Below are 15,013 nucleotides of genomic sequence, written 5' to 3'. Positions count from 1 at the left end.
GGCGAGCGCTGCGGCAGGTGTGGCGGCAGGCGCTGCAACAGGCGCGGCGGCAAATCCGCCCGTGAACGCCGCAACCCATCCGGCAATCGGCCCGGCCGATGCCGGGCGTCCGGCCGCGGGCGCGAGCTGGTATGAAGCGTCGGCGCGGCAGCGTCTCGCGGGGTTGGTCGACGCGGGCACACTCAGCGAGTTCGTTGGCCCGCGCGAGCGTATGACGAGCCCGCATCTGCCGCTGTTCGACTTACCTGGGCAATTCGACGACGGCATGATCGTCGGCCGCGCGCGGCTTGCGGGCCAGCCGGTGCTGGTCGCCGCGCAGGAAGGCCGTTTCATGGGCGGCGCGTTCGGCGAAGTGCATGGCGCGAAGCTGACGGGGTTGCTGCGCGCCGCGCGGGATGTGCGGCAGCCCGTCGTGATCCTGTTCGATACCGGCGGCGTGCGGCTGCAGGAAGCGAATGCGGGCGAAATCGCGGTCTCCGAGATTATCCGCGCGATGCTCGATGCACGCGCGGCGGGCGTGAGCGTCGTCGGGCTCGTCGGCGGGCGCGCGGGCTGCTATGGCGGCGGCGGTATCATCGCCGCGTGCTGCTCGGCGCTCGCGGTGTCGGAGGCTGGGCGCATCGGTGTGTCCGGGCCGGAGGTGATCGAAAGCCGGCATGGCGTCGACGAATTCGATTCGCGCGACCGCGCGCTCGTTTGGCGCACGATGGGCGGCAAGCATCGGCGCCTGAGCGGCGGCGCCGAGCGTTTCGTCGACGACACCATCGACGCGTTTCGCCACGCGGCGATCGAACTCGTGGCGCAGACGAGCGCCGTCGCATTCGACACCGCGACGCTCGAGGCGGAACACGCGCGCCTGTCGAAACGCATCGAACGCTTTCGCGGCTGCCACGATGCGCTCGATATGTGGCGCGCGCTCGGCGCGGGCGACGCGGCTTCGATTCCCGCACTCGATTACCCGGCGTTCACGGCTCTTGCCGATCGACTCTCGGAGGTGAACGATGGTGCTCGATGACGTGCTGGCGTCGTTGTTTCCGGCCGGCCACGATATCGATGTCGATGCGGGCGGTCTGCTGACCGGGCGCGGTGCGGCCGCGTTCGGCGCGATCGACGTGATCGGCGTCACGCAACGCGCGGCGCTGGGCGTGCACGGCGCGCTCAAACTCGCCGCGCACGTGCTCGCGACGATCGCGCGCGGCGGCGCCACGCCGATTCTCGTGCTCGTCGACGGCGACAGCCAGCGCATGAGCCGGCGCGACGAACTGCTCGGCATGAACGAATATCTCGCGCATCTCGCGAAATGCCTGCAGCGCGCGGACGCACTCGGCCATCGGACGATCGGACTGCTTTACGGGCATGCGGCTGCGGGCGCGTTCATCGCGACCGCGCTGGCGACCCGCACACTGGTTGCGCTGCCGGACGCCCAGCCCGAGGTGATGGATTTGCAGGCGATGGCGCGGGTGACGAAGCTGCCGTTGGACGTGTTGAGCGACAAGGCTCGCTCGACGGCGGTGTTTGCACCGGGGCTCGACAACTTCGCGAAGACGGGCGCGATTGACGAGGTGCTCGATCCGTCGCGATCGCTGGCCGAGCAACTGGCCGAGCTGATCGCGCGGCCCGTGGATCGCACGGACCGGCGCGGCAGATTGGGCCGCGAACGCGGCGGCCGGCCGGTTGCGGCCGACGTCGCGCAACGCGTGTATGAGCTGGCGCGCGCTGGCGGCTGACGCGCCGCTGCGCCGCCATACGCTGGTGCGCGTGCGTGCCGATGCGTGGCCCGGCTTGCTTGCCGCGCACGGCGATGCGGCACACCTACCTTATGTACGGCAGTGGGCCGCGCGCGGCTGGCCGCTGATCGTGCGGCGCGGCATGCCGGGCGAGGCGGGCGTTGCGCTCGGGTTGCCGTTGCCGCCGTCGGCGGGTAAGCGGCGTATCGCTCTGGCGGCGGCGCCCGCGCAGATCGCCGCAATCCGCGTGTTGCCGGCGCTCACGGAGGTCGAACGCGATGCGCCGCTTGCGTGGCGGCCGACGCTCGCGAATCTGCGCATGCTCGCCGACGCGCATCGGGTCGATTGCCGCGTGTTCGGCAGCCTCGGGTGGCAGGCGCTCACGGGGCTGCGTTATCTGCACGAGCAGTCGGATCTCGACATCGTGCTGACGCCGCGTGCGGCATGGCGCGCGCGCGGCGTGGCGCGCGACGCGGCGGCACTGGCCGCGCGCGACCGGCCGGGCCGCGGGCGGGAATCGCGGTTGCCGACAGACGATGCCGATGCGGCTCGCGGGCGTGATGCAGCGGCGGGGGAGTCTGAGGATTGGGCGGATTCCGCCGATTCCGCTGAAACCGGCGCATCGATCGCGGCGCTTGTCGCGGCGCTCGCCGACCTCGATGCACGCGCGCCGATGCGCATAGACGGTGAGCTGTTGCGGGCTGACGGCGCGGGCGTGAACTGGCGCGAGCTGCATGCGGGCGCGCGCGAGGTGGCGGTGAAAACGGCGGACGGCGTCGCATTGTGCGCGCCGGAGGTTTTTCTGGAGACGTGGCGATGAGCGCATGCCGATGCTCGGCGCATGTCGCGGTCCGTTTGCACGACACGCAGCCGGACCGGTTGCAGGCGGCGCAAACGCTTGACGGCGCGAGCAGCGCGCATGCGCTGACGAGCCCGTCGAGTTCGGCCGCTGCATCATGCGACGCGCCGCAACGCCCGCTTGTGGCAACCGCATCCGTTTCAGCGGAAATCGCCGCGCAGGCGACACGTTGCCTGCTCGCCGAAATCGACACATGGCCGAAGCCCGGCCTGGTGAGCCATGTCGATTCCGGCAGTCACGACGACATGAGCGCCGATACGTTTCTCCGCAGCGCGGCGGCGTTGCGTCCGTTCTTCGCCGAGCTGGCCGGCGCGGGCGCGCGCGACGCGAGCATGGCCACGCTGCGCCGGATCGGCTTGCGCGCGGAGCGCGCGATGCTCGATGCGACGAATGGCGTGAACACGCATCGCGGAGCCATCTTTGGGCTCGGCCTGTTGTGCGCGGCGGCGGGCTTGCGCGGCGCATCCGGCCATGTGCCGCATCGCGCCGCCGCGACGCTCGGCGCGCTCGTGGCCGAGCGCTGGGGCGCCGGCATTCTGCGCGGGCCGCGCGCAATCGCCAGCCACGGCGAATGCGCGAGCCGCCGCTATGGCGTTGGCGGTGCGCGGGCGGAGGCGGCCGGCGGTTTTCCGAGCGTCTATACGCTTGGCGTGCGTGCGCTCGCCGACGCCGCGCAACTGGCGCCCGGCAACCCCGAGGCGGCGCGCGTGCATGCATGCTTCGTGTTGATTGCCGGCATCGACGATACGAATCTGCTGCACCGCGGCGGCCTCGACGGGCTCGTCTTCGCGCAGCGCACCGCACGCGGTTTTCTGGCGCGCGGCGGCGTGGGGGCGATCGACTGGCATGCGCGCGCGGTGGCCGCCCACCGCGCATTCGTCGCGCGCCGCCTGAGCCCAGGCGGCGCGGCCGATCTGCTGGCGATGAGCCTGTTCGTCGCTGCTTATGACGGCAGCCGTTTGCGGGCGGCGCCGCCCACCGAGCCTCCGTGGCAAACCCGCGCGAATCGACAGCAGCCTGAACGCCGCGCGACGGTTCCCCCGCCGCCGGATCGGGCGCGGGGAGCGCAGGCCGGGGCCGGCGTGGATTGGCGGCTGCCGCACCAGTACACGGAGCCGTCGCGGTGACGATCGCGATTCTCTGCGCCGGACAGGGCGGCCAGTGCGCGGACATGTTCGAATTGACGGCCGACCTGCCGCAAGCGGCGCCGCTGTTCGCGCACGCGGCGCACTTGTTCGGTGCCGATCCGCGTGTCTGGGTGCGCCACGCCGATGCCGAGACGCTGCACGGAAATTTTGCTGCTCAACTTGTCTGCACGCTGCAGGCCGTGAGCGCGATGAGCCGGCTCGATGCGTTGCTGCCGCGCCGGCGTTGCGTGGCAGGCTATAGCGTCGGCGAAGTGGCGGCCTGGAGCGTCGCGGGGTTGATCGACGCGCGCGCGGTGCTCGATCTTGCCGCGGCCCGCGCCCGCGCGATGGACGCCGCGAGCCATGCCGATGCGCGGATGCTGTCCGTGCGCGGCCTGCCGCGCGATACGATCGACGCGCTATGCGCCGCGCACGCCGCAGCCGTGGCGATCGTCAACCCCGGCGACGCGTACGTGCTGGCCGGCTCGCCCGCGGCGCTCGATGCGCTCGCGCGCGCGGCGCGCGCCGAGCACGCGCAGCGCGTCACGCCGCTCGATGTTCGCGTGGCGTCGCATACCCGGTGGCTCGCCGACGCCGTGCCGCGTTTTCGCGGGGCGCTCGCGCACGCGCGAGTCGCGCGCTCGCTGATGGCCGGCACGCGGCTGTTGGCCGGGCTCGACGGCTCGCCTGTGCTTGAAGTCGACGCCGGTCTCGACAAGCTCGCGCGCCAGATTGCCGAGCCAATCGACTGGGCCGCGTGCATCGCGGGGTGCGTGGAGGCGGGCGCGCGCGCGTTCGTCGAACTCGGGCCCGGGCGCGCACTCGCGCAGATGGCCGCTGCGGCGTATCCGGCGCTGCCGGCGCGCAGCCTCGCCGATTTCCGGTCGTGGGACGGCGTGCAAGCGTGGCTCGCGCGTATCGATTTCGTTTAGCGTTTGTCCGGACAACCGATTCGCTTGCGGCGCGGCAGCGGTGGAGGCAGATCCGCTCGCGCAGGTCCGTGCATTGGCTGCACGGACGATCCGGCAGACGACCGGGCGGTTCGCGCCATCGCCGGGTGGGTGCCGCCACGTCCATGCTGCCACATCTTTTCGCGGCATCTTTTCGAATCGAACGCGAAGAACTTTCCACCACCCAATACCGTGCTGCTGGCGAACAAACGTATTCGCTTGCACAATAACCATACGACAAAAGGATGGTGCATGCACGAACGACAGCCAATCACCGCCGAAACGACACGCTTTGCGGCGCTGGACGGCAGATTGCTGACTGGGACTTTCTATTTGCCGGCGGCCAGTAACGGCCGCAGTGTGCTCGTGAATGGCGCGCTCGGTGTGCCGCGCGCTTACTACGAGCGCTATGCGCGTTTTCTCGCCGCCGGCGGTTTCACAGTGCTGACCTACGATTATCGCGGCATCGGCGATTCGCGCCTGCGTTCGCGCACCGCCGACACCGCGACGTTGCGTGACTGGGGCGAGGCCGATTTGCCCGCCGCGCTCGATCATCTTGCGCGGCGCGCGCCGGCCAGGCGGCTCGTCGCGGTCGGTCATGGCGCGGGCGGGCAGATGTTCGGCCTCGCGCACAACAACGGCCGCGCGGCGGCGCTGCTGTCGGTGTGCTGCGCGAGCGGCTACTGGGGGCATTGGGCGTGGCCGCGGCGTCTGATGATGGCGCCGCTGTGGCTCGGCGCCGCGTGTGCGCTCGGCGCGCTGCTGCCGGTTCGGCCAGGGCGGCATCCGGGGCTGGCCGCGCTTTGCTCGCTGCCGTCGGGTGTCGCGCACGAATGGGCGCGCTGGTGCCGTCATCCCGACTACCTCGTCGACAGCGGTGGCTTCCCGTTGCGCGATCATTTTCGCGGCTATCGTGGACGCATCCTCGCCTACACGGTGAGCGACGATTGGATCGCGCCGCTTACCGCGGTGCAGGCGCTGCATCGCTATTATTCGAGCGCGCAGATCGAATTCCGGGAGATCGATCCGTCTGACGGGCAGCGTCCGATTGGCCACTTCGGTTATTTTCGCGACGACAACCGGGGGCTGTGGCCGCTCGGTGCGGCTTGGTTGTGCGAGCAATGATGCGTCGCGCGGCGTAGAGAAAGCGGCGTAGAGAAAGAGGTGGCGTGCCGTCACGCGTATCGATTCGGCGTGCTATCCGGCAGTCGCCGCGCTGCCCTTACGGGCTGACGCGTTGCCGGAGTTCGAGCGCGCGGCGCGGGATGGCGCGTGGCGGTTGCGGTGGAGATCGACCGGTTGTTGCGCTGGCATCGGCGGATGAGTCGATGGGAAACAGATCGGCGAGCCGGCCGGCAGGGCCGGCTCGATTGCCGAACCGCCAGGTCGGTCGGCCGCCGAACCAGTCGAGGCAGTCGAGTGCGCTCGTCCCGTTCCGGCGCGGCCCCGCCGATTCCGATAACGATTTATGCCCGCAGTGTCGCCGCCGCAGCATACCTTCCATCGTCATCCTGTTCGCGTGCATGGCGCTCGCGTTCGAGTTCGCGCGCCAGCGCGCGCGCTTCGTCATGTGACGCAACCGCAGGCGGTGATCCCTTGAGCGGCCGGCGCGCGCTCTCGGGCAGCGCGAACACCGAAATCGCGCCGATCACGGCGGCGCCCATCAGGTAGTACGCGGGCATCATCAGATCGCCCGTCCGGTCCACGAGCCAAGCGGCCGCGAGCGGCGTCGTGCCGCCGAACAGCGACACCGACACGTTGAAACCGATCGCGAGCGCGCCATAGCGGATCTCGGTCGGAAACAGCGCGGGCAGCGTCGACGGCATCACGCCCGTGAAGCACGACAGCAGCGCGCCGAGCATCAGCAGGCCGCCGAACACGAGCATCGCGTCGCCGGTGCGGATCAGCGTGAGCGCGGGGATCGACAGCGCGAAAAGCCCGATGCAGCCCGCCATCATCACCGGCCGGCGGCCGACTGCGTCGGACAGACGGCCCGCCGCGAGCGTCATCGGCATCATCAGGACCATCACGATCAAGATCAGCGCGAGGCCGTGCGCTTCGTCGAAATGCAGCGTCGACGACAGATAGCTCGGCAGATACGACAGCGCCATGTAGTCGGTGACGTTGAAGATCAGCACGAGACCGACGCACAGCAGCAGCGCGCGCCAGTGGCGCATCAGCTCGCGGCGAAAGTGCGTCTTCGGCACGGCCTTGTCCTGCGCTTCGCGGGCTTCGGCCTCGCGCTTGAACGCAGGGGTTTCCTCGAGCCTCGTGCGGATGTAGAGGCCGATCAGGCCGAGCGGGCCCGCGATCAAAAACGGCACGCGCCAGCCCCACGACAGCAACGCATCGTGCGACAGCGTGGCCGTCAGCAGCGCGACGACGCCCGCGCCCATCACGTAGCCGATCAGCGTGCCGAACTCGAGAAAGCTGCCCATGAAACCGCGGCGCTTGTCAGTGGAGAATTCGGCGATGAACGTTGCCGCGCCGCCATATTCGCCGCCCGTCGAGAAGCCTTGTACGAGGCGGGCGACGAGCAGCAGCACGGGCGCCATGATGCCGATGGAGTCGTAGCTCGGGATCAGGCCGATCGCCAACGTGCCCGCCGCCATCATGATCATCGTCATCGCGAGCACGCGCTGGCGGCCGATCCGGTCGCCCAGCGGGCCGAACACCATGCCGCCGAGCGGACGCACGAGAAACGCGGCGGCGAACGTGCCGAAGGTCGCGAGCAATTGGGCGGATGGGCTGCTGGACGGGAAAAACACTTGGCCGAGCGTGACGGCGATGTAGCTGTAGACGCCGAAGTCGAACCATTCCATCGCGTTGCCGAGTGCCATCGCGCCGACGGCGCGCTTCAACAGGCTGCGATCGACGACGGTGATCTCGGGGCGCTCGGGCGTTGCCGCGCCGCGGGCCGACGCGGCGGATCGACTGGGAGACGGACTGGAAGACGAATTGGCGGATGTTGCGGTCAAGGTCGAAAGCTCCTATGACGGCGGCCAAAGCGCGCGATGATTCGCGCGTTCTGCCACGGTTTGCCGACGAGCGCGATGCGCGATCGATGCCAATCGACGCGCATGAGCGGCAACAGACGCGGCGGCGCTCGATCCGCGGCGCAGCGGATCTGGCGCGAACCGGCCGATGCCCGTCGCACGCTCGCACTCGAGAGAAGTCCGCCGTGCATCTCGCGGGACGGACGGCGCACCGGCGCATCGCATGCTGTGTGCGGCCGGCGGTATGCCCAAATCAAGGGCGTTGAAACGAAAAAAGCAGCCCGAAGGCGCGCTTTCTTGTGAGCGAAATTTCGAGAGCCGGCGGGCGGCAGTATGCCGGATGCCTTGGCGGTCGAAATGAAATGACGGCAGTAGCCTGTTGAAAGATGTTACATGATAGCACGATGGCGGAGGATCGTGCAAATTGCCGGAAAGGCCCAGGCCGCGCGGGCGTCGCGTCGGGCATAATCGCGCTCGTTGCCGTGGCATTTCGCGGCGTTTTCGACACGCGCTTCGCGCGTTTGCACCATGCTTTCGATCGTGAAAATCGCCGTGCTTTTCGTGCTGACCGCGCTTGCCGAAATCGCCGGCTGCTACCTGCCTTGGCTCGTGTTGAAGTCGGGCAAGCCGGTGTGGCTGCTTGCGCCCGCCGCGCTGTCGCTCGCGCTATTCGCGTGGCTGCTGACGCTGCATCCGGCTGCCGCCGCGCGCACCTATGCAGCGTATGGCGGCGTTTATATTGCGGTGGCGCTTGTGTGGCTGCGGTTCGTCGACGGCGTGCCGCTGTCGCGCTGGGATGTCGCTGGCGCGGCGCTTGCGCTTGCCGGGATGTCGGTGATCGCGTTGCAGCCGCGAGGCTGAAAAGCATGGGCGGAGGCGGCGCGGCTCGCGCGGTGGCTGCGCCGCTGGTTAGGGTGGTGGGGGGGGCGGCTGGCGAGCCTGCGAGCCGAAGAGCCGAAGAGCCGAAGAGCGCGGTAACAAGACGCCGGCTGACTCACGCGCGCGAACGCGCGCCTGAGCGTGCTCGCAGCGCGGCCCTGGCGGGCTCGCATAGCCCGAATGGGCTGGGTAGAGCAGATGAGCCGGATGCCGCGGCTTGCCGTCCCGTGCGCCGGCCGTCATTGGCAGGCGCGCAGGCCCGCGCGCGATTACGCGTCGCTGCTTGCGGCCGGGTCGCCGGCCGCTGCCGCGCTGCGCCAGATACAGGCACCCTTGACGGTCTTGTCGAGCGCATCGAGCTGCGCGTCGTGCTCGGCGAGTTCGTCTGCCGTCGCCGCGAGCACCGGCAGATCGAGCCCGCTGAACGTCACGCGCAGCGTGTTGCCGTTGTGTTGCGCATGGCCGCCTTCGTCGAGCATATCGATGACGAGACTTTCCTGGCCCCGCGTCATCGCGAGATAGACCTCGGCGAGCAGTTCCGAGTCGAGCAGCGCGCCATGCAGCGTGCGGTGCGAGTTGTTGATTCCGAAGCGGTCGCAGAGCGCGTCGAGCGAATTGCGCTTGCCGGGGAACATCTGCTTGGCTTGCACCAGCGTGTCGATGACGCCCGCGCAGTCCTCGGTGATCGGCGGCAGGTTGAGCCGTTCGAACTCGGCGTTGAAAAAGCCGATGTCGAACGGCGCGTTATGGATGATGAGCTCGGCGTCGCGGACGAAGTCGCGCAGCGCATCGACGATCTCGGCGAATTTCGGCTTGTCGCTCAGAAATTCGGTCGTCAGCCCGTGTACCGCGAGCGCGGCGGGATCGCTGTCGCGCTCGGGGTTGATGTAGAAGTGCAGGTTGTTGCCGGTGAGCCGCCGGTTCAGCAGCTCGACGCAACCGACTTCGAGGATGCGGTCGCCGGCGCGTGGGTTCAGGCCGGTGGTTTCGGTATCGATGATGATCTGGCGCATGGGGGAAACGAGGTTCGGGTCAATCGTGAAAAGCAAGGGCGCGCGAGCGGTTCGCGAACGGCTCAGGCCGCCGGCGGATCGCTCGTGCGCAGGGCCGCGGGCGCGGCGGCGCGTATGCACGCAATGCGTGGCAGGTGGCCGCGGCGCGCGAACCGGCCGGCACTTGGGCACGGCGGGGCGGCCGGCGAGAGCCGGCGGCGCGGCGCGCAGCACGGCCAGCCGGGCTCATGCCGATTCGAGCGATGCGACGCCGCGGTTCGCGAGCGCGTCCGCGCGCTCGTTCTCCGGATGGCCGGCATGGCCCTTCACCCAGCGCCACTCCACGTCATGCTGCGCGACGAGCGCGTCGAGTTTTTGCCAGAGGTCGGCATTTTTCACGGGCGTCTTCGCGGCCGTCACCCAGCCTTTTTTCTTCCAGCCGTGAATCCATTCGCTGATGCCTTTTTGCACGTACTGCGAATCGGTGTGGACGATTACCTTGCACGGCCGCTTGAGCGCTTCGAGCGCGGCGATGACCGCGGTGAGTTCCATCCGGTTGTTGGTCGTGCCGGCTTCGCCGCCGAACAGCTCCTTCTCCTGCGTGCCGTGGCGCAGCAGTGCGCCCCAGCCGCCGGGGCCAGGATTGCCTTTGCAGGCGCCGTCGGTATAAATGTCGATGATTTGCTGCGTCATGAATGTTCTTGGTGGGTGGTCGGGGTAGCCGCGGGCGCGAGGCCCGGTTTTAGCACCGGTTTCTTGACCTTGATCGGGCCGACGAGCCGCATTCCCCGCACGCGCTTGATCGCCGTCACCATGTAGACGGCGCCGAAAATCGGCCACCAGCGGTCGCCCGCGGCCTCCATGAATGCGTAGCGGTTGAGCCACTTGTCGGTCGACAGCGGCGGCCGGTAGCAGCCGAAGCGGCCGCGTTCGAGATCGAAGCCAAGCAGCTTGATCCAGTCCTTCAGCCGGATGAACGTAATCCGCTCGAGCGTCGCGGGCACGAACGGCCGGTTCGTCATCTTACCGACCGACTGCCGCGCGCCCCAGAGGCTGAGCGAATTGAAACCCGTGATCACGAGCTGGCCTTCCGGCATCAGCACGCGTTCGACCTCGCGCAGCAGCCGGTGCGGATCGGATGTGAACTCAAGCGTGTGCGGCATCACCACGAGATCGACGCTTTGCGATTCGAACGGCAGATCGAGCAGATCGCACCAGACCGTGCTGCGTCCGGCGGGCGCATGCTCCGGGCTATGTGCTTCGCGCGCCCACGGGTAGTGATACGGCGCGCTCGCGCCGCTGGCAGGGTCGAGCACGAGCCCGCGGCACGGCATCCGGTTCTCGCGCAGCGCGTCCAGTTGCGGCAGCCCGAGCTGCAGCGCGTGGAAGCCGAACACGTCGGACACCATGCGGTCGAGTTGCGCCTGCTCCCAGCCCAGCACGTAGCGTCCGGGCGGAGAGGCGCTCCAGGCGGGCCAGTCTATAATCGAACGGTCAGACATATATGGTGAGTGCGCGCCCATGAACGAGCTGGAATACGTGCCGGTGCCGGCATTCGACGACAACTACGTCTGGATCGTATCCGACGGCTGCGATGCGCTCGTCGTCGATCCGGGCGAAGCCGAGCCGGTGCGCCGCTATCTCGATGCTCGAGGCTGGCGGCTAAGCGCTATTTTACTCACGCACCACCACGGCGACCATGTCGGCGGAGTGGCCGAGTTGAGCGCGCTCGCTCGAGGCCGCGAAATCGCCGTGTTCGCGCCCGCGAACGAAGCGATCGAACACGTGACGCGGCGCGTCGCGGGCGGCGGGCGCGTGCGGGTCGGGCTCGCGTCGGGCGGGGCCGTCGAGTTCGACGTGATCGACGTGCCGGGCCATACGCGTGGGCACATCGCGTATTTCCAGCCGGCGGGGCCGGCGAATGCCGCGCCGCACCTCTTTTGCGGCGATACGCTGTTCTCGTGCGGCTGCGGGCGCCTTTTCGAGGGCACGCCCGCGCAGATGCTCGCGTCGCTCGCCGCGCTCGCCGCGTTGCCGGGCGACACCCGCGTGCATTGCGCGCACGAATACACACTGTCGAACATCCGATTCGCGCTCGCCTGCGAGCCGGACAACGCCGCGCTCGCCGCCTGGCGCGACGACGCGCTCGCGCGCCGCGCGCGCGGCGAGCCTACGTTGCCAACCACGATCGCCCACGAGCGCGCGGTCAATCCATTCCTGCGCGCGGACAGCGCATCGATCCGCGCGACGCTCGCGGCCGAGTTGCACGAGCCCGTGCCGGACCGGCTCACCGCGTTCACATTGATGCGCGAGTGGAAAAACCGGTTTCGGTAATCCAACCTACTTTCAAGTGGGGGGATGCTCATCCGAAATCTATAGAATCGGCCCCAAATATCCGAATTAGCAGGTTTTTTCGGTGTTTTTATTGACGCGAACGGCGCACTTTCGTACTATCGCCTGCAATTTCCAGCAGTTGGAAGCCGAGATTTTTCATGCGATTCTTCATTAGCGCGCTGTTGGTTCTGACGCTCGCCGCGTGCGCGGGCACGGGGCCTACCGCTCAAGGTCCGGCGGCAGCGTCCGATGCGCAAGCCGCGTCGAATTTCATCCGCAAGTCCGCCACCGCGAAAGAAACCGTCGACGTCGACAAACAATCGGTCGGCGATCTGACGACCTCCGACAGTGATCTCTGGGCGCGCATTCGCCGCGGTTTCCAGATTCCCGATCTCCAGACCGACCTTGTCGACATGCAGGCGCAGTGGTACGCGCAGCGTCCCGACTACGTGCAGCGGATGACCGAGCGCTCGCAGAAGTATCTGTATCACATCGTCGAAGAGCTTGAATCGCGCCACATGCCGACCGAGCTTGCGCTGCTGCCGTTCATCGAATCCGCGTACAACCCGCAGGCGCTGTCGGTCGCGAAAGCCGCGGGGATGTGGCAGTTCGTGCCGGGCACGGGCCGCACGTACAACTTGCGGCAGAACATGTGGCAGGACGAGCGGCGCGACGTGCTGGCCTCGACGAGCGCCGCGCTCGACTACCTGTCGAGGTTGCACGACATGTTCGGCGACTGGTATCTCGCGCTTGCCGCGTACAACTGGGGCGAGGGCAACGTGCAGCGCGCGATCGCGCGCAATCAGGCGGCGGGCCTGCCGACCGATTATCAGAACCTGCGGATGCCGAACGAGACGCGCAACTATGTGCCGAAGCTGCAGGCCGTGAAGAACATCGTGACGAACCCGAAGCAATACGGTCTCACGCTGTCCGAGATTCCCAATCACCCGTATTTCGTGACCGTTACGACATCGCGCGACATCGACGTGAAGGTGGCGGCGAAACTCGCCAACCTGCCGCTCGACGAATTCAAGTCGCTCAATCCTTCGTTCTCGAAGCCGGTGATCCTCGGCGCGACACAGCCGCAGATCCTGCTGCCGTTCGACAATGCCGCCGCGTTCGGCAAGAACCTCAAGTCGTATGACGGCCAGCTGTCGAGTTGGACCACGTACACCGTGACCGAGCGCGAGCGGCCGGCCGCGCTCGCGGAGAAGATCGGCGTCGACGCGGACACGCTGATGCAGGTGAACAAGATTCCGGCCGGCATGCGGCTGAAGCCCGGCTCGACGATCGTCGTGCCGCGCGGCGACGACGATGACGAGGATATCAGCGCCGATGTCGCGGAAAACGGTGTGCTTGCGATCGAGCCGGATGTGCCGGATACGCGCAAGATGCTGATTCGCGTGCGACGCAAGCAGTCGATGGAGATGGTTGCGAGTCGCTACGGCGTGTCGGTCGCGCAATTGCATGCGTGGAACCGTACCCGCCGCTCGGTCGTGATGCCGGGCCAGACGCTCGTGCTGCACGTGCCGGTTGGCCGCGCGGTGCCGGCCGAGCCGGGGCCGCAACGGATCGCGACGGCAGTGTCGGGCGGCCGGATCGAGCGCGCGAGTCTGCACACCGGCGGCCGTGCGGCGGGCCGGGGCCGCAAGGCTGAAGCGAAGGCGCCGGCCAGAAGTTCGGCCAAGGCAGCGGTGAAAGCTGCGCCCGCGAAGGCGGCGGGCCGCAAGGGCAAGAAAAAGTAAGACGAAAGGGCGCGTGCGCGGCAGGGGCTTTCGGCGCCGCAGCCAAGCGTCGACTATCATCGGCAAACGCCGTCACCTGGGTGACGGCGTTTTTGTTTGTGCCCGGCCGCCGTGCTTGTGTCCGCTCTCGCGCCGAGCGCCGTCGGCCCGGCGTTTTTTCGTCGGTGATCACCATGTCCTTCGTGCAGTTCCGCGTATTCGCGTTGTTCGCGATCGGCTATTTCGTTTCCTATGTCTACCGGGGCGTGAATCTCGGCTTCGCGCCTTTGATCACTCGTGATCTCGGCTTGTCGGCCGCCGATCTCGGGCTGTTGACGAGCCTCTATTTCCTGGGCTTCGCGCTCGCGCAGATTCCAGCGGGCGTGTTGCTCGACCGCTATGGCCCGCGCCGCGTCTGCGCCGCGCTGCTGTTGGTCGCGGCGGCGGGCGCGTGGGTGTTCGGCGCCGCGCACGGCGTCGGCGCGATGATGGCCGGGCGGCTGATGATCGGCATCGGTGTATCGGTATGCCTGGGCGGCGCGTTCAAGGCGCTCGCACAGCATTTCCCGATCGCGCGGCTGCCGCTTTTGAACGGCTTCGTGATGGCGGTGGGCGGTTTGGGCGGCGTGATGGTCGGCTCGCCGCTGTCGTGGTTGTTGAGCTTTTCCGGCTGGCGCGCGGTGTGCGTGGGGCTCGGCGCGATGACCGCCGCGATGGCTGCGGCGCTGTGGGCGTTCGCACCCGATGCGAACCAGGAGCGCCGCGACGCGAGTATCGCAAGCCAGTTCGTCGGCACTTGGCGGATCATCACGAATCGCACGTTTTGGAAAATCGCGTCGTTCTCGGTCGTCACGCAAGGCGTGTTCTATGCGATGCAGTCGCTGTGGGTCGGTGCGTATCTGCGCGACGTCGGCGGTTATGCGCTGCACGATGCGGCTGCGCTCGTGTCGGTGCTAGGCTTCGCGATGATGGCGGGGTGCGTCGGTTTTGGCGCGGCTGCGCGCGGCCTCGAGCGGCGCGGCGTATCGCTGTATGCGTTCTGCGGGACCGGAATGATGCTGTTCGTCGCGACCCAGCTCGCGATCGTGCTGCGCGCGCCGTTACCCGCCGCGCTGCTGTGGTCGGCATATGGCGTGTTCGGCGGGGTCGGTATCCTCAGCTATGCGGTGCTTGCCGAATATTTTCCGGCGCACTTGATCGGCCGCGCGAATACGACGCTCACACTGGTCATTTTCGTGCTGATTTTCGGGTTTCAAATGGGTGTCGGCGCGGTGCTGTCGCAGTGGCCGACGCAGGCGGCACACTATCCGGCCCCCGCGCATTTGACTGCGTGGGGCCTGCTGATCGCGCTGCAGCTCGCAAGTGCGGTCTGGTACGTGTTGCCGGATCGCGCGCTCGCCAAGCCGGCGCGCGAGGTCTTGTGAG

14 protein-coding genes are annotated in these 15,013 nt (G+C 68.1%); 10 read left to right on the top strand and 4 right to left on the bottom strand.

From position 1 onward, the window contains the following. Positions 1–61 precede the first annotated feature (61 nt). The 6 genes from WS68_RS09575 to WS68_RS09550 all read left to right on the top strand — a co-directional run bounded on the left by WS68_RS09575 (position 62) and on the right by WS68_RS09550 (position 5,788). Positions 62–1,015, top strand: a complete 954-nt coding sequence (locus WS68_RS09575; protein ID WP_082709924.1) for a biotin-independent malonate decarboxylase subunit beta — start codon at positions 62–64, stop codon at positions 1,013–1,015. Further along, complete coding sequence (gene mdcE / locus WS68_RS09570; RefSeq protein WP_059570563.1) at positions 1,002–1,727, top strand: biotin-independent malonate decarboxylase subunit gamma; 726 nt, start codon at positions 1,002–1,004, stop codon at positions 1,725–1,727. The genes WS68_RS09575 and mdcE overlap by 14 nt, the downstream gene beginning before the upstream one ends. Next, positions 1,702–2,547: a malonate decarboxylase holo-[acyl-carrier-protein] synthase gene (gene mdcG / locus WS68_RS09565; protein ID WP_059570562.1), complete on the top strand. Its 846-nt coding sequence runs from the start codon at positions 1,702–1,704 to the stop codon at positions 2,545–2,547. Before mdcE ends, mdcG begins: the two co-directional genes overlap by 26 nt. Beyond that, positions 2,544–3,713 (top strand): triphosphoribosyl-dephospho-CoA synthase MdcB, encoded by a 1,170-nt coding sequence (gene mdcB, locus WS68_RS09560; RefSeq protein WP_082709925.1) that lies wholly within the window; start codon positions 2,544–2,546, stop codon positions 3,711–3,713. Before mdcG ends, mdcB begins: the two co-directional genes overlap by 4 nt. Beyond that, positions 3,710–4,645: a malonate decarboxylase subunit epsilon gene (mdcH, locus tag WS68_RS09555; protein WP_059570561.1), complete on the top strand. Its 936-nt coding sequence runs from the start codon at positions 3,710–3,712 to the stop codon at positions 4,643–4,645. Before mdcB ends, mdcH begins: the two co-directional genes overlap by 4 nt. Positions 4,646–4,915: 270 nt before the next feature. Next, on the top strand, positions 4,916–5,788 hold the full coding sequence (locus WS68_RS09550; RefSeq protein ID WP_059570560.1) for an alpha/beta hydrolase family protein: 873 nt from the start codon (positions 4,916–4,918) through the stop codon (positions 5,786–5,788). 341 nt (positions 5,789–6,129) lie between these two features. Here WS68_RS09550 and proP read toward each other — a convergent pair whose 3' ends face one another. Further along, positions 6,130–7,641: a glycine betaine/L-proline transporter ProP gene (gene proP / locus WS68_RS09545; RefSeq protein ID WP_059570559.1), complete on the bottom strand. Its 1,512-nt coding sequence runs from the start codon at positions 7,639–7,641 to the stop codon at positions 6,130–6,132. A 546-nt stretch (positions 7,642–8,187) separates the two neighbouring features. Between proP and WS68_RS09535 the strand changes: the two genes are divergently transcribed. Then, a complete protein-coding gene (locus tag WS68_RS09535; protein ID WP_059570557.1) occupies positions 8,188–8,520 on the top strand; it encodes a YnfA family protein in 333 nt (110 codons plus the stop codon). Between the two features lie 287 nt (positions 8,521–8,807). On the opposite strand, the gene dnaQ is transcribed toward WS68_RS09535, so the two are convergent. The 3 genes from dnaQ to WS68_RS09520 form a co-directional block, all read right to left on the bottom strand. Next, complete coding sequence (gene dnaQ, locus WS68_RS09530) at positions 8,808–9,551, bottom strand: DNA polymerase III subunit epsilon (protein ID WP_059570556.1); 744 nt, start codon at positions 9,549–9,551, stop codon at positions 8,808–8,810. Positions 9,552–9,776: 225 nt separating this feature from the next. Continuing rightward, positions 9,777–10,223, bottom strand: coding sequence for a ribonuclease HI (gene rnhA, locus WS68_RS09525; protein WP_059570555.1), 447 nt, complete (start codon positions 10,221–10,223; stop codon positions 9,777–9,779). Beyond that, entirely contained in the window at positions 10,220–11,032 is an 813-nt protein-coding gene (locus tag WS68_RS09520; RefSeq protein ID WP_059570554.1) for a class I SAM-dependent methyltransferase, read from the bottom strand. Before WS68_RS09520 ends, rnhA begins: the two co-directional genes overlap by 4 nt. A 19-nt stretch (positions 11,033–11,051) precedes the next feature. Between WS68_RS09520 and gloB the strand changes: the two genes are divergently transcribed. The 3 genes from gloB to WS68_RS09505 all read left to right on the top strand — a co-directional run bounded on the left by gloB (position 11,052) and on the right by WS68_RS09505 (position 15,012). Beyond that, entirely contained in the window at positions 11,052–11,864 is an 813-nt protein-coding gene (gene gloB / locus WS68_RS09515) for a hydroxyacylglutathione hydrolase (RefSeq protein WP_059570553.1), read from the top strand. Between the two features lie 158 nt (positions 11,865–12,022). Further along, positions 12,023–13,609 carry a transglycosylase SLT domain-containing protein gene (locus WS68_RS09510; protein WP_059570552.1) on the top strand — a complete coding sequence of 529 codons (1,587 nt, stop codon included), beginning with the start codon at positions 12,023–12,025 and terminating at the stop codon, positions 13,607–13,609. Between the two features lie 173 nt (positions 13,610–13,782). After that, a complete protein-coding gene (locus tag WS68_RS09505; protein ID WP_059570551.1) occupies positions 13,783–15,012 on the top strand; it encodes an MFS transporter in 1,230 nt (409 codons plus the stop codon). Position 15,013 lies beyond the last annotated feature (1 nt).

Source organism: Burkholderia sp. TSV86 (assembly GCF_001522865.1).
Classification (GTDB): Bacteria; Pseudomonadota; Gammaproteobacteria; order Burkholderiales; family Burkholderiaceae; genus Burkholderia.
This window is presented reverse-complemented; position numbering and strand designations above follow the sequence as displayed.

Coding starts and splice junctions, on each gene's coding strand:
- mdcE (WP_059570563.1), top strand. CDS start 1,002: ATGGTGCTCGATGACGTGCTGGCGTCGTTGTTTCCGGCCGGCCACGAT.
- mdcG (WP_059570562.1), top strand. CDS start 1,702: ATGAGCTGGCGCGCGCTGGCGGCTGACGCGCCGCTGCGCCGCCATACG.
- mdcB (WP_082709925.1), top strand. CDS start 2,544: ATGAGCGCATGCCGATGCTCGGCGCATGTCGCGGTCCGTTTGCACGAC.
- WS68_RS09550 (WP_059570560.1), top strand. CDS start 4,916: ATGCACGAACGACAGCCAATCACCGCCGAAACGACACGCTTTGCGGCG.
- WS68_RS09535 (WP_059570557.1), top strand. CDS start 8,188: ATGCTTTCGATCGTGAAAATCGCCGTGCTTTTCGTGCTGACCGCGCTT.
- dnaQ (WP_059570556.1), bottom strand. CDS start 9,551: ATGCGCCAGATCATCATCGATACCGAAACCACCGGCCTGAACCCACGC.
- rnhA (WP_059570555.1), bottom strand. CDS start 10,223: ATGACGCAGCAAATCATCGACATTTATACCGACGGCGCCTGCAAAGGC.
- WS68_RS09520 (WP_059570554.1), bottom strand. CDS start 11,032: ATGTCTGACCGTTCGATTATAGACTGGCCCGCCTGGAGCGCCTCTCCG.
- gloB (WP_059570553.1), top strand. CDS start 11,052: ATGAACGAGCTGGAATACGTGCCGGTGCCGGCATTCGACGACAACTAC.
- WS68_RS09510 (WP_059570552.1), top strand. CDS start 12,023: ATGCGATTCTTCATTAGCGCGCTGTTGGTTCTGACGCTCGCCGCGTGC.
- WS68_RS09505 (WP_059570551.1), top strand. CDS start 13,783: ATGTCCTTCGTGCAGTTCCGCGTATTCGCGTTGTTCGCGATCGGCTAT.